Consider the following 15,217-nt stretch of genomic DNA (forward strand, 5'->3'; position numbering starts at 1 on the left):
ACAGCCAGAGTATTATTCCTATTGTATATAGGATATCTGGGCTGTGTATCTTATTTTGTACATAGCCACGTCTACAATGGAGTGGTTTATGTGCACTCACATCCATATAAGAAGCTGGCAAAAGATGGCGACGATAACAGGCAACTGCCATTCGAAACTCATCATCATACCTCAGCCGGTTTCTTTACTTTCAATCAGTTATCCAATCTAGCTTCTTTTGAGGCTGTGTCTTCCTATATCGGTGATATATACATTCCCGAGATAATCTTTACATACAAGCAGGTAATACTAAAGGATGTAATTCCTCCTGTTCTGTATTCTGCCAACTATAGAGCACCCCCTTCGTTTCTATCCTGAGACAATATAAAGTCTAATTATGAGGAATCGTTTTCCTCCTTGTGATTGAAGTGTTCATGCTTCAATCTCTATTCATTTAACTTATTCCCAAAAAAGTGTAATGCAAATTTCTTCGACGAGATTTGTGTTGCCAATACATCATACAAAATGGTGCATTACTGCATTGTTATTGTACCATATTATATATTTTAATCAATATGAAAAAGATTATACTTTTGTCATTCTATATACTATATGCTATAAGTTCTATAGCGCAATTGAAAACGTCATTCATCAAAGGGCATGTGCTCGATGGACAAACCGAAGAGCACCTTCCGGGTGTAACCGTTTATATCGATAAAACCAACCATGTTGCCGTAACAGACGAGACAGGTCATTTCTCCATCGACAGAATGTCCGCAGGGACATATATTCTGGTAACGCAGTATATAGGATATGCTCCCATAAGGCAAGAGGTAACTATAGGGCAGGGCGTTACCAGAAATGTGACCATGTATATAGAACCCGAGAATCAGCAGCTCGGCGAAATTGCAGTAACAGCATCATTGAGGGCTCTCAATCGGAAAATTTCGCCTGTGGTGGTAAACGAGCTTACAACAAAAACATTTGAGGCTACCAACTCCGTATCGCTTTCGCAAGGCTTGAATTATATGCCGGGCTTGCGTGTAGAGACTAATTGCCAGAATTGCGGTACACAAGAAGTTCGTATCAATGGATTGGAAGGTCAGTACTCGCAAATGCTTATTGACGGACAAGCTGTATTTACATCCCTGTCTAAAATGTATGGATTAGAACAGATGCCGACCAATATGATAGAACAAGTCGAAGTAATCAGAGGTGGTGGCTCTGTTCTATATGGCGCAAATGCAATAGGCGGAGTTATTAATGTGATAACAAAAGAGCCGGAGAAGAATTCTTATCAAGCAAAATACAATATGTCTTTGATAGACGGAAAATCGGCTGATAATATCCTGTCTCTCAACTCTTCATTTGTAGACCGAACGAAGACTTCGGGTATTTCATTATTTGCTAATATGCGCCATCGTAATGCGTGGGATGCCAACGATGATGGTTTCTCCGAAATTGGAAAAAATAAGGCGACATCTATTGGCTTCCGCAGTTTTACAAAGCCTACTTTAAACGATAAGCTCACGCTCGAATATCACTATATCTCCGAGTACAGAAGGGGAGGAGATAATCTCAATCGCCCACCCCACGAAGCCGAGATAGCCGAGACTACAGATTATAGTATACATGCCGGGAGCGTGGGGTATATACATTCGAGTGACGATAACAAGCGTAAGCTGACTGTGAATGGCTCTATACAAAAGACAGGCAGAGATAGTTATTATGGCGGTGGTCGTGATCTGAATGGCTATGGTAATACATCCGAACTGGCAGCTGCAGGTACTGTTCGTTACGAGGTGAATACCGATAAATTGCTGTTTATGCCTGCTAAGTTTACTGTAGGTTTTACACAAGAGTATACAAACCTTCATGATACGATTCATAGCCGGAATATGAAGCAAATTCTGAATGTAAGCAGCCTCTATGCGCAGAATGAGTGGCGCGACGACAAGCTAACTTTCATTGTAGGTATAAGAGGTGATAAGCATAATAAATTGAATAATGTAAATATCATTCCCCGTTCGAGTATAAGATACAGAGTGGGAGAGAAGGTGAATCTGCGTGCAGCGTATTCGATGGGATACAGAGCTCCTGAAATAATAGCTTCTGATCTGGATGTACCTGTTATTGGAGGAAAGGCTACGATTACTGTTCTTGGTGAAAACCTGAAACGCGAATATTCGAATGCTATCAATGGAGGATTTGATTATACTTTGTTTAATAATAAGTTTTATTCCTATTTTCTTGTCGAAGGATTTTATAATAAGATAAACCGGGTATTTATAGTAGAAGAAACAGGAACCGACGCTATGGGTAATATTATAATGACCCGCAAGAATGGTGATGGTGCATACGTATATGGGCTAAATCTGGAAACAACAATACAGCCTATCGATTGGCTTGAGCTGCAAGGTGGATTTACTTGGCAGAGAAGCCGCTATACAGAACCTGTAAGCTGGTCGTCAGAGTCGTATGTAGAACCTGTGAAGAAGATGCTCCGATCACCTGATACGTATGGATTCTTTTCTGCAACCGCTACACCTAAGAGAAGCTATGCCGTCTCCTTGTCGGGAGTGTATACCGGCTCTATGTTGGCTCCCCACTTTTCCGGTGCAGAAGGTGTTGAAAAAGATGTGACTGTAAAAACACGCAGCTTTGTGGATATGACCGTGAAGCTGTCTTATTTCTTCAATCTGAATGCTACTAACAAAGTGGAGATTAATGGCGGAATACAGAATATGTTCAATCAGATACAGAAAGATTACGACAAAGGCCCTAACAGGGATTCTGAATATATTTACGGACCATCATTGCCTCGTACATTCTTTATTGGTCTTAAGATAAGTTCTATATAAATATAAATGTGTCTCAAGGATGGTGTAAGACTCTTGAGACACATTTTTCTTCAAATTTCCTTTTTATTCTCGACTTTTCAATTTTTTATTTAATAAGATAAAAGAAAATATAAATTGATATTTTTAAACCGCCGATGATGATTCGATTAGATTAAAAATACTTAATCTCAAACTCGGTTTTACCGCATTTGTGTCATATTCTAAGATTTTGATGCTATCTTTGTGAAGCTGAGAGGGACTCTTAACTATAAAAAAATGAAACCTTATAGTTTTTCCCTGTTGACAGACAGGGTGTTCCACTAATATATAGTTAATGGTATATATCATTATAAAAGGATTATTTATTGGTTTTTTATCTTCTGCTCCTATGGGGCCTGTTGGTATGCTGTGTATTCAGCGTACTCTGAACGAAGGAAAGAAGCAAGGGTTGATAACCGGACTCGGAGCGGCTGTGGGTGATATGCTGATAGCATTGCTTGCTATTATTGCAGCTTTAGGTCTAGGGTTCAGTACCGAATTTATTCAACAACACGAAGGTCCTCTTAAGATTGTGGGTAGTATTGTTCTTATTGCTTTCGGGTATGTAGTTTTCAATAAAAACCCGTCGAAAAGCCTTACAAAACTAAAAGAAAATGCTATGTCTTTCTGGAAGGTCTTTGCATCTTCGCTAGGACTTACCGTTTCCAATATCGCTACATTATTTCTTTATATAGCCCTGTTTGCTCGCTTCAATGTGATTGATGCAGATAAGCCTTTCGGGTACGATCTTCTTACCATATCTTTTATCGGTATCGGAGCTATGTTGTGGTGGTTGCTGGTCACTTACTTTGTTAATAAACTGCGATCCCGCTTCAATCCCAGAGGGCTTCAGATATTTAATAAGATCATAGGAGTGTTATTGGTAGGTTTGGGTGTAGCCGGTATTATTACAGGTACACTGATGGGGATCGATATCTTCTAGCTTAATTCCGCTTCAATCTTTTAATTTGATCGTTATCCCATAATAACGAGACATAAGCACTTCCGAGTATGGGTCTTCTCCGTGGATGTACGAACTGCCGTTGTATCGTGTAAATTCACAATAATCTAAACCTTCTTCTTTTGCTTGTTTTATAGTGGCTTCACGTTGAGCTACGATCTTACTGTACGAATTGATTTCTTTCCAACTGAGATAAAAGGTAAATAAGAAAGCCATCAGTGATATTGATATTACGATAAGTCTTATTTGCTTCAAGAATACGTTTTTGTAATCCAGATTGTAAAGGCAGATGCCTATGGCAATAATAAGGAAAGTGACAACCCCAAAGAGTGCTCTGCGTGGGAATGTAGGTGAAGCCAGCATGGCATATACTGCTGCAATAGCCGCTACTGCATATATGAGCACAAGCTTCATTTTGTCCTTTCTATCTCCTCTCGAAAAACGACTGAAAGTGATAATGGAAATGAGAGTAATAAGAAAAAGAGGTCCACTATAATAAAAAAGTGTCAGCGTCCACATAAATAGGCGGTAACTTAAGTTGTATAGGCTGAATGATGTAGATTCTCCAGCTCTTACAAAGTTTCCCGGAGCAGCTATCATGATGATAAAGCCTATAATAGCTCCGGCAAATCCCGCAATAGCCCAAACAGGAATAGCCCACTTCTGTGAACGATAATATATGAAAAAGCCTATAACAATCACTAACATTGCAGCCGCTGTGTTTTCGTTTGTCCATCCGGCTAGTATTCCCAGTATGAAAATACACACAGAGTAAAAAGCTTGTAATATAGGCCTTGATACTCTTCCAGTGTACAGCCTGAAGGGCAAAAGGAATAGTAAAATTAGCCATGTTCCCCAAAGGTAGTTGGCAGAGCCTGTCAGCCAAAAGACGGTGTCTCCAAGTACGGGCTGCAAGAACCAAACCCCCAGATTGACCATTAAAAATAAAAGAATACTATTCTTTGCACTTCCTTTTATGTGCAGGTAGATTAAGGATATATAGCTTAAATAAACTAGTGTATTTAGTAAATCGGCTATATATTTAGGCAGCATTAGCAGTACTTGTGCAATAAAATGAACAACGGAGCGTCCACCCCACATGTAGTAATGGTTGATTTGCGAATGTATAATATCCTTGATGGAAGTGATACGGCCATCTTCACCATAAATGAAGAGGTATGCAAAGTCATCGGATATAATAGGAGTCAGCCTGTTTAGTGAATATATAGCTGTGAAACAGATTACTATCACAACTATCCAACACGTCCTTGTCTTTGTTTTGGTGTTGCTGATAGAGTGCAAGAGTTTCTCTGTGTTGTTGTATATTCTCCGAACAAGAGATACTCCATCGTCGAAGCTATTCTTCTGGGCGTACATGAAGTTATTGTAAGTTTGCTACAAAAATACAATAAAAAACAAAAGCAGCAAGACGATTTGTCTTGCTGCTTTGTTATTATTATTGAAAAATGCTTTATCCGCATTTTGATGCACCACAGTTTGTACATTTCATACAACCTTCTTGATACACCAATGTCTCTAGTCCACAGACAGGACATTTTTGACCTTTGGCTTCTGTTTCATTCGGTAGGTATTTCTTCAGCGCACGTTCAACACCATTCTTCCATGTGTTGATAGTTTCGCTGTTGAGTTCAAGTCCCTGAACAAGTTTTACAACCTGATCGATGGGCATTCCGTAACGCAAGACTCCCGATATCAGTTTGGCGTAGTTCCAGAACTCCGGGTTGAACTTGCCGTTCAATCCTTCGATTGTTGTTTTATAACCTCTCTTATTCTTAAACTGGAAGTCGTATGAACGTTGACCTTCGTCGTTCATTGTTTTGATAATCACACCTTGATTGATGTTCTTCGGAAGCACAAGGCCTTCGTCATCGTCCGACAATCCGGTAAAGATCTCGTAAGGGCGTCCGTCTAATAAGCCGATGAAAGCAATCCATTTTTCCTTGTTGTTTTGGAATTTGATGACATCCGCAGCCAGTTCACGAGGACGTTCCATTACTATCTGAGGGCGTTCGTAGCAGTCTCCGCAGTCTTCTTCCTCCTTTTTGCTGTCGTTGGCAATAAGAACTCCGGCGCGTGATCCGTCACGGTACACAGTACATCCTTTACATCCGCTTTTCCAAGCTTCTATATAGAGCTGGTTCACGAGGTCTTCCGAAACATCAGATGGCAGGTTGATGGTTACGCTGATAGAGTGGTCTACCCACTTTTGGATGCGTCCCTGCATTTTTACTTTCTGTAGCCAGTCTACATCGTTTGAAGTAGCCTTGTAGTAAGGAGATTCGGCAACCATCTTGTCTATTTCTTCATTTGTATATCGTTTGGCAGCAGGATATCCTTTGCTTTCCATCCATGTCACAAACTTATGGTGGAATACGACATATTCTTCCCAAGAGTCTCCGTTTTCGTCAACAAAGTCTACACGGACTTCCTTGTCGTTCGGATTCACTTTGCGGCGGCGTTTATACACCGGGAGGAATACCGGCTCGATACCTGATGTCGACTGTGTCATCAAGCTCGTTGTTCCTGTAGGTGCTACTGTAAGACATGCTATGTTGCGACGTCCGTATTTTTCCATGTCTTTGTATAGCTTCGGATCAACTTCAGCCAAACGATTGATGAAAGGATTGTTTCTTTCACGTTCGATGTCGAATATTTCGAATGCTCCACGTTCCTTCGCCAGTTCCACAGAGGCACGGTATGCAGCAATAGCCAGTGTGCGGTGTACTTCTTCGGCAAAAGTTGTAGCCTCTTCTGTTCCGTAGCGCAAGCCCATAGCGGCAATCATGTCGCCCTCGGCTGTGATACCTACTCCTGTACGACGGCCTTGTAGTGTTTTCTTACGAATTTTTTCCCATAGATGTCTTTCAGGCCATTTAACTTCTTCGTTCTCAGGGTCGATTTCTATTTTGTTCAGGATCTTATCTATCTTTTCGGTTTCAAGATCGATAATATCGTCCATGATTCGTTGTGCCAGTCCTACGTGTTTTTTGAATAGTTCGAAGTCGAAATATGCATCTTCTTTGAATGGATTCACTACGTATGAATATAAATTGATTGCCAATAGACGGCAGCTGTCATAAGGACAAAGAGGGATCTCGCCACATGGATTTGTAGATATAGTCTTGAATCCAAGGTCTGCATAGCAGTCAGGCACAGATTCTCTGATAATGGTATCCCAAAACAATACTCCCGGTTCGGCCGATTTCCATGCGTTGTGAACTATCTTTTTCCACAGCTCGGTAGCATCGGTCTCTTTTACTGTAGTCGGGTTGTCCGAGTCTATCGGGTATTGCTGTGTATACGGTGTTCCGTCTACTACTGCTTGCATAAAGGCATCGTCTATCCTCACCGAAACATTGGCACCGGTAACCTTTCCTTCTATCATTTTGGCATCAATGAATGATTCCGAGTCCGGGTGCTTGATCGATACGCTAAGCATAAGAGCTCCACGGCGTCCGTCTTGAGCGACTTCACGTGTAGAGTTGGAATATCTTTCCATAAAAGGGACAAGTCCGGTAGATGTAAGAGCTGAGTTCTTTACCGGTGATCCTTTAGGGCGTATGTGTGATAAATCGTGTCCAACACCTCCACGGCGTTTCATCAGTTGTACTTGTTCTTCGTCAACGCGGATAATAGCCCCGTATGAATCCGATGATCCATCCATGCCGATAACAAAACAGTTCGACAATGATGCTATTTGATAGTCATTACCTATCCCTGTCATTGGGCTTCCTTGCGGCACAATATATTTAAATTGGTCAAACAAGTCGTATAGCTCTTGGGTGGTGAGTCCATTTTTATATTTTGATTCTATACGGCCTATTTCGTTCGCCAATCTCCAATGCATATCTTCGGGCGATTGTTCGTAGATATTGCCTGTCGCATCTTTTAGGGCGTATTTATTAACCCATACTTTAGCGGCTAGCTCATCACCGTTAAAGTAATCAAGTGCGGCTTTATACGCCTCGTCAAAAGTGTAAACCTTCTGTGCCATTTGTTTATGTTTTTTTTATATAAATTATTTCGTCTGTTTCTCTTGATTTTTTTTTGTTAATGCAATATTACAGATTATGTGATGATGAAACAAATTTTGCAATATATATTTATTAACAAAGTAAAAAGTTTTCCGTTTTAAAATTTAATTACCTGAAAATTAGATATGTAAAAATTGTATATTGTGGAAAAGTTTTCCATTTTGTTTTTCAGTGTATAATAAATAGAACAAGATGTGGAAGATAATGTTTAAGAAAAAAGCAAAAAAAATAATCAGAAAGATCTTTTTAACCTTTCCGATTATTTGTAAAATATGTTATTTTCTGATAAGTTACTCTGCTGCTATCAGTTCCGGATCAATCATGATACGACCACAATATTCGCAAACGATAATTTTCTTACCGATTTTGATATCCATTTGTTTTTGTGGTGGAATTTTGTTGAAGCAACCCCCGCAAGCACCACGCTCTATACATACAACAGCCAAACCGTTGCGTGCACTTTTGCGAATTCTCTTGAAGGCTTGTAATAAACGAGGTTCTACTTCGGCCTCGATATCTTTCACTTCGTCGCGAAGTTGTTCTTCTTGTTGTTTTGTTTCAGATACAATGCCATCCAGTTCTTCTTTCTTTTGAGCAAGGTCGGCAGCACGTTCGCTAAGAAAAGCTTTACTCTTTTCTATTTGCTCAGCAAGGCTTTTTGAATCTTGGCTAAATTCGCGGATGCGTTTTTCGGATAACTCAATCTCCAATGTTTCGAACTCTATCTCTTTGCTGAGGTGATCGAACTCACGGTTGTTGCGAACATTATCAAGCTGTTCTTTGTATTTTGCAATTTTAAGCTCGCTGTCTTTTGCTTTTTGCTTTTGATGCGAAATCGCAGTTTCAGCTTCTTTTAATTCAGCCTCGTGTTTTTTGATACGAGTTTCCAATCCGATGATTTCATCTTCAAGGTCGGCTACTTCAAGAGGAAGTTCTCCACGTAGGATTTTGATATTATCTATTTCAGATAGTTTCAGCTGTAGATGATAAAGCGTATGTAGCTTTTCTTCTACCGTTACTTCTTTTTCTGTCGGTTTTTTTGCCATAAGATATTTTTGTTTATTGAATTTCTATCATAAAAAAATGCAGTAATCGAATAGCTTCAACTATCTTCTTACTACATCATCCGTAATAAGCGGGAGTGTGTCACCGCCTGATTACAAATATTTTACAGGATTTACGTCAAACCCTGACATATATACTGCAAAGGTAGGATATTTTTTTGAAATAATATCGAAAAAAATATTCTTTGTGAAAATTTCAGACTCGTAATGTCCTATCACTGCAAGCAATATTTTGTCTTCCACGTCATAGAAGTCGTTGTACTTAGCTTCTCCCGTGATGAAAATATCGGCGCTGTAAGAAACTGCTTTCGGAATAAGAAATGCCCCGCTGCCGCTGCATATAGCCACATCGCGTATGGGGGTGCCACGCAAAGGCGAGTGTTGCAGCATATTGAGGTGGAATGTGTCTTTGAGCAAGTATAAGAAATCTTCTTCGTCCATCTCTTCGGGCAGCGTACCCACGATACCGCTTCCGGCTTTACTCCACTCGTTTTGTAAAGCGTAGAAATCGTATGCGGGTTCTTCGTAGGGATGTACCGAGATGAGTGCGCGCAAAACTTCCGACCGCTTGTATACAGGCAATACCATTTCGATGCGTGTCTCGGGTTCGGTGTGCAATTCGCCTATTTCGCCACAGTAGGGCTTGGCTTCATCACCTGCTCTGAATGTTCCTTCTCCTGTAATATTGTAGCTGCACGAGTCGTAGTTGCCTATCGATCCGGCTCCTGCATTGAACAATGTATTGCGCAAAAGCTCGGCATGTGAATGTGGAACAAAGGTTACAAGCTTAAGTAGTTTGTCCTTTTGCGGATCAAGAATCCTTACATGTTGCAGGTTGAGCATATCAGCCAAATACTGATTAATTCCTTCCGAGGCATTATCCAGATTGGTATGGGCTGCATATACAACGATGTCGTGCTTGCATGCCTTTATCATGCAGCGTTCGATATAATTTTTGCCTGTGAGAGATTTGAAGCTGCGGAACGCCAGAGGATGGTGCGATATGATCAGATTGCAGCCTAAGGCTATCGCTTCGTCCATTACGGCCTCGGTGACGTCTATACAAACAATTGCGCCTTTGGCTTCCTGATGTATATCTCCTATTTGCACTCCACTATTATCAAATCCTTCCTGCAAAGGAATAGGGGCAATCTGTTCTATGACATGCAGAATATCTTTAATCTTCATCGCTCGCTGTATTTGTATAAACATTAGGTTATAACAAAGATATAATAGAAAATGAAATATTACATCATTTATATAGATCAGGAGAAATAAAAAAGCAACTCTCCCTTATAGAAGGAAGAATTGCTTTTTATTTATCTAAATAATATTGAGATTAATCGAACATTTTTCTGAAATGAGTGAATATCTTCTCTTTTACCGATTTGCTAGGCTGAAAGTTAGGAGAGTTTTCCAATCCTGTGAGGGTTTCTTTCTCGCTGTCGCTCAGGTTTTCGGGAATATAGACACTGATGTTTATCAACAAGTCTCCCGTGCCGTATCTGTTGATGCTTGGCAGACCTTTATTTTTGAGTCGCAAAACCTTACCCGGCTGTGTTCCCGGTTCTATCGTTACCTTTACCTTTCCGTCTATAGTAGGTACAACGACATTACCACCCAATGCGGCTGTAGAAACACTCAGCAGTAGGTTGTAAACTATATCATTGTCGTCTCTGAACAACTCAGGATGCGGTTCTTCTTCTACCAAGATAAGCAAGTCGCCATTTATACCACCATGGCGGGCTGCATTTCCCTTACCACTCATCGATAGTTGCATGCCTTCTGCTACTCCGGCAGGAATGTTGATGGTTATCACTTCTTCTTCGCGGGTGATACCTTCTCCGGCACAGTGAGCACATTTTTTCGTAATGGTCTTTCCTTCACCGTTACATGTCGGACATGTAGATTGTGTTTGCATTTGCCCCAAAATGGTGTTCATCACACGAGTAACAACACCCGAGCCTTTACAGGTCGAACATGTTTCGTAGGCTGTGCCTTTGTCTGCTCCTGTACCTTTACAGTGCGTACAAGAAACAAATTTGTTTACTTTTATCTTTTTCTCTACGCCCGATGCGATATCTTTCAGAGATAATTTGACTTTTACACGAAGGTCTGAACCTCTGTTTGTTCTAGGGCCACGTTGACCGCCAAACCCGCCAAATCCTCCTCCAAAGTGCCCGCCGAATATATCGCCAAACTGAGAGAATATGTCATCCATCGAGAATCCTCCTGCGCCGCCAAATCCGCCCGGAGCTTCGTGTCCATATCTGTCATATTTGGCACGTTTCTGCTCGTCGCTCAGTATTTCGTAGGCTTCGGCAGCTTCCTTAAATTTTTCTTCTGCCTCACTGTTTCCCGGGTTTTTGTCGGGGTGATACTGAATTGCTTTTTTGCGATATGCTTTTTTTATTTCCTCAGATGTTGCGGTCTTGGTTACCTCTAGCACTTCGTAGTAGTCTCTCTTTGTTGCCATCGAAATATTCTTGTTTTATTTTGCAACAATTACTTTAGGATATCTGATGATTTTATCATCGAGTGTGTATCCTTTCTGTATACTGTCTATGATTTTGTCTTTGTCTTCTTCGCTCTGAGCCGGAATAGTAGTTACCGCCTCATGCTTATCGGTGTCGAATGCATGACCGATGGTTTCTATCTCTTTTACTCCGTGCTTGGTAAGGAAGCTTGAAAACTTGCTGTATATAAGATCTATACCTTCTTTTACAGCATCTATGTCTTCCGTTTTAGAGATGTTGTCTAATGCTCTCTCAAAGTCATCGACTACCGCTATGATGTCAAGCAACACTCTTTCGCTACCTGATTTAAGCAGCTCGGCTTTTTCTTTCAATGTACGTTTGCGATAGTTGTCGAATTCAGCATTAAGGCGCAGGTAAGAGTTGTTGAGCTCATTGTATTTTGCTTCCCAATCGGTCACATTGTCACTTGCTTCGTCTCCTGCATTTTCTTCTGTCTGATTATTTGTCAGATTGTCTGTTTCTACAAATTCATCTCTTTCAAGATCTTTATCAGAAATATCCTCTTTCATATTTTATATTTATTTTATTTTCAGCTAATAACAAAGATATTGTCAACAAATTAACAAGCGTAATTTATTGTATCCAAATTGATGTTGATAAGTATATAGCAAAAGGCTTGCCAAAATTCTTATGGAGTCTCAATTTTCAAATAAAATATCCATTGTACTGCAAAGGAATATATAGATTATCTTTGTTGTACTGAACGGATTGATATATCCTTAAATTGTCAAGTTTTATTTTTTTTTGAGATATATAAAAAGTAAATGCAACGAAAAAGACTCGTATTGCATCATAATATTATAGGAGATGAACTTGCTTATTTCTATTCAGAAAGTGTTGCTAAAATAAAAACATCTAGTTTGAAAAAATAATATATTGCTAATAAAGACCCCCAAAGTGTATAGACTATGAAACATAAAATGCTACTTATACTGTTGTTCGTTGGTTTTGTTTTCACATCTTGTGATAATGATAATTTTGAATACGAAGATAGATTTAAGGATAGTCAGGAAGCATGGAGTCGTTTTAAGAAACAAACCAATAATACATACGAATATACAACAACCGGAGGTACATGGGTTGGTTATTCCTGGCAAACGACTATCACTATTTATGATGGCAAAGTAAATAGGCGAAGCTTTAAATATACCGGCTATCCGAGTGAAGTAAATGCTAATCTTGAATTGGAGTGGACTGAAAACGTATTAGAACTAGGTAGTCATAAAAATACGCCGGCATCGGATGTTTTAACTCTCGATGAAGTTTATGAAAAGGCAAAACAAGACTGGTTGAAAAAAAGAAAAGATACGCAAACTTATTTTGAAACAAAAAACGAAGGAATGATTTCCTTGTGTGGTTATAGTGAAAATAACTGCGCTGATGATTGTTTCAGAGGAATTAGTATTGCAAATATCAAAGGAGTAGTTGTTGATTGAGAATCTGTTTTTTTAATATTTATGTAACATTTAAAAAATATTAGCGTATAACTAAATGTGTGAACATTCTTGTTTTTGTAGTGTTTTAGAATATAATTTATAGAAAGATATTCCTTTTTCACATATAAGTATCTTTGTACACAGAAGCGTGTTTGTATGTTGTTGTTTTCTGAACAGAACGGAGTCTTGCTTGTAGACTGTTAAGTCTTAGGCGCTTCATTCTGTTCAGAGACAACTAAATTCTTCTCCTTAGCAAGCCTTAAGGGAATCCTTCGTATAATGTTCCTTTTTCTATAAAAAGACTTCGTATTCAACGAAAGTGAAAAAATACAAACAATTCTTATCTTTTTATTGTTGTTGTTAGAAACAAGTAGCTGGATGAATCAGTATTTTTTATCTTTGCATTGTTTACAAACTGGAAAGGAATTATAAACAATTACGCAAATGGAACTTTCGTCTTTACTATCTCCTATCAATATAACATTAGCAACTTTGTTGGTCGCATCTTTTTTCTTCATGCGAGGAAAGGTTCGTTCAGATCTTGTGGCTGTATGTGCTCTGCTCATATTGGCATTAACCGGAGTGTTGACTCCTACCGAAGCATTAGCCGGTTTTTCTAATTCGGTTGTAATTATGATGATTGGTCTCTTTGTCGTAGGAGCCGGTATTTTCCGCACAGGGCTGGCAAAGATGATAAGTAGCAAAATACTTCAGACCGCAGGGCAGAATGAGAATAAACTATTTATTCTGGTCATGTTGGTTACGGCTTCTATCGGAGCTTTTGTGAGTAATACGGGCACTGTGGCCGTGATGATGCCTATTATTGTGAGTATGGCTGCGAGTGCCAATATAAGTCCACGTCGTTACCTTATGCCTTTGGCTTTTGCCAGTAGTATGGGGATGTTTACGTTGATTAGTACACCTCCCAATCTTGTGATTCAGAATGCGCTTGTTGATGCCGGATATGAGGCTTTATCCTTTTTCTCGTTTGCGCCTATCGGTTTCATTGCGTTGGGTATTGGTGTTGTCGTTCTCTTCTTCTTGAGCAAGCTGCTTGTTTCAAAGAGTGATTCATCATCGGGCAAGAAGAAAGAAGGAAAATCTTTGGTTGAATTGGCTCAGGAATACCAACTGCAACAACAATCGTACAAGGTAGAGGTAAAGTCTGATTCGCCATTGTTGAACAAAACGCTTGCCGAACTAAAGATTGCTTCAACCTACGATATCAGTATCAGTAAAATTATACGTAAGAATGGTAATTCGAGATTCAGAAAAAAGTTTATAGAGGAGGTTGCAGGCCCCAAGTCGGTAATATTGAAAGATGATGTATTATATTGCCTCGGAGATATAGAAAATATAGAAAGATTTGTTTCTGATAATGATCTCCATTTGGAGAAAAAAACCGATGAAACTCCATTCGCAGGATTTCAGGAGTCGGGTATTGCAGAGGTCTTTATTATGCCTAATTCCAGATTGATAAATCGTACAATTTCTGAAATTAGTTTCAGGGAAGAGTATAATGTAAATGTATTGGGTATTCAGCGTCAGAATGAATATAAGATGCGGGATATTAAAGATACTAAGTTGCATTCGGGGGATGCTCTTTTGATACAGGGTACTTGGAAAGATTTGGCAAATTTAGACAACAGGCAAGATGATCTGGTGCTTGTAGGTCAACCATTGAAAGAGGCCGCTAAAGTAACATTGGATCAGAATGCTCCTATTGCAGCCGGGATAATGATATTGATGGTATTGGCAATGGTGTTAGAGATTCTCCCTTCGGTGATTGCTATTATGTTAGCTGCTGTGCTGATGGTGGTAACGGGCTGTCTTCGTAATATGGAAGAAGCGTATAATAGTATAAACTGGGAAAGTGTAGTACTGATTGGTGCAATGTTGCCGATGGCTACTGCTTTTCAGAATACAGGAGTAGATACTCTTATCTCGGGTTCTTTAGTTAATCATTTGGGAGATATGGGCCCTTATGCATTGCTTGCGGGGATTTACTTTTGTACGTCTTTGCTCACTATGTTTATAAGTAATACTGCCACAGCTGTGTTGTTTACACCTATAGCCTTGAAGGCTGCAGAGGGGATGGGGGTGAGTCCTTATCCATTCTTGTTTGCTGTAGCAGTTGCGGCCAGTATGTGTTTTGCTTCTCCATTCTCAACTCCACCCAATGCATTAGTAATGACTGCGGGACGTTATACCTTTATGGATTATATGAAGGTCGGCTTGCCTTTGCAAGTGATTATGGGAATAATTATGATACTGGCTCTTCCTTTATTGTTTCCTTTCTAAAACGA

At 39.7% G+C, this 15,217-nt stretch carries 11 protein-coding genes; 5 read left to right on the forward strand and 6 right to left on the reverse strand.

Annotated features, from left to right (window positions below; translation table 11 throughout):
- The 3 genes from LDB17_RS02085 to LDB17_RS02095 form a co-directional block, all read left to right on the forward strand.
- Nucleotides 1–357: hypothetical protein (locus LDB17_RS02085; protein WP_393924865.1), on the forward strand; the 357-nt coding region annotated here is incomplete at its 5' end.
- Nucleotides 358–554: 197 nt separating this feature from the next.
- A complete protein-coding gene (locus LDB17_RS02090; RefSeq protein ID WP_252638562.1) occupies nucleotides 555–2,840 on the forward strand; it encodes a TonB-dependent receptor in 2,286 nt (761 codons plus the stop codon).
- A 313-nt stretch (nucleotides 2,841–3,153) separates the two neighbouring features.
- Nucleotides 3,154–3,801: a LysE family translocator gene (locus LDB17_RS02095; protein WP_006843332.1), complete on the forward strand. Its 648-nt coding sequence runs from the start codon at nucleotides 3,154–3,156 to the stop codon at nucleotides 3,799–3,801.
- 12 nt (nucleotides 3,802–3,813) lie between these two features.
- Here the strand turns inward: LDB17_RS02095 and LDB17_RS02100 are convergent, their stop codons facing one another.
- The 6 genes from LDB17_RS02100 to LDB17_RS02125 all read right to left on the reverse strand — a co-directional run bounded on the left by LDB17_RS02100 (nucleotide 3,814) and on the right by LDB17_RS02125 (nucleotide 11,984).
- A complete protein-coding gene (locus LDB17_RS02100; RefSeq protein WP_252638563.1) occupies nucleotides 3,814–5,196 on the reverse strand; it encodes a DUF6056 family protein in 1,383 nt (460 codons plus the stop codon).
- A gap of 94 nt (nucleotides 5,197–5,290) precedes the next feature.
- On the reverse strand, nucleotides 5,291–7,834 hold the full coding sequence (locus tag LDB17_RS02105) for an adenosylcobalamin-dependent ribonucleoside-diphosphate reductase (RefSeq protein WP_252638564.1): 2,544 nt from the start codon (nucleotides 7,832–7,834) through the stop codon (nucleotides 5,291–5,293).
- A gap of 330 nt (nucleotides 7,835–8,164) precedes the next feature.
- The gene (locus tag LDB17_RS02110; protein WP_252638565.1) at nucleotides 8,165–8,920 is read right to left on the reverse strand and encodes a zinc ribbon domain-containing protein; all 756 of its coding nucleotides are present in this window, start codon (nucleotides 8,918–8,920) and stop codon (nucleotides 8,165–8,167) included.
- Nucleotides 8,921–9,031: 111 nt separating this feature from the next.
- The gene (locus LDB17_RS02115) at nucleotides 9,032–10,126 is read right to left on the reverse strand and encodes a Nif3-like dinuclear metal center hexameric protein (protein WP_252638566.1); all 1,095 of its coding nucleotides are present in this window, start codon (nucleotides 10,124–10,126) and stop codon (nucleotides 9,032–9,034) included.
- A 151-nt stretch (nucleotides 10,127–10,277) separates the two neighbouring features.
- Nucleotides 10,278–11,414, reverse strand: a complete 1,137-nt coding sequence (gene dnaJ / locus LDB17_RS02120) for a molecular chaperone DnaJ (RefSeq protein WP_135104783.1) — start codon at nucleotides 11,412–11,414, stop codon at nucleotides 10,278–10,280.
- Between the two features lie 15 nt (nucleotides 11,415–11,429).
- Complete coding sequence (locus tag LDB17_RS02125; RefSeq protein ID WP_252638567.1) at nucleotides 11,430–11,984, reverse strand: nucleotide exchange factor GrpE; 555 nt, start codon at nucleotides 11,982–11,984, stop codon at nucleotides 11,430–11,432.
- Between the two features lie 399 nt (nucleotides 11,985–12,383).
- Between LDB17_RS02125 and LDB17_RS02130 the strand changes: the two genes are divergently transcribed.
- Entirely contained in the window at nucleotides 12,384–12,911 is a 528-nt protein-coding gene (locus LDB17_RS02130) for a hypothetical protein (protein WP_252638568.1), read from the forward strand.
- 471 nt (nucleotides 12,912–13,382) lie between these two features.
- The gene (locus LDB17_RS02135) at nucleotides 13,383–15,212 is read left to right on the forward strand and encodes an SLC13 family permease (RefSeq protein WP_252638663.1); all 1,830 of its coding nucleotides are present in this window, start codon (nucleotides 13,383–13,385) and stop codon (nucleotides 15,210–15,212) included.
- Nucleotides 15,213–15,217: the final 5 nt, after the last annotated feature.

The sequence above is a fragment of the Dysgonomonas sp. Shenzhen-Wh21 genome, from assembly GCF_043392705.1.
Taxonomy (GTDB): Bacteria; Bacteroidota; Bacteroidia; order Bacteroidales; family Dysgonomonadaceae; genus Dysgonomonas.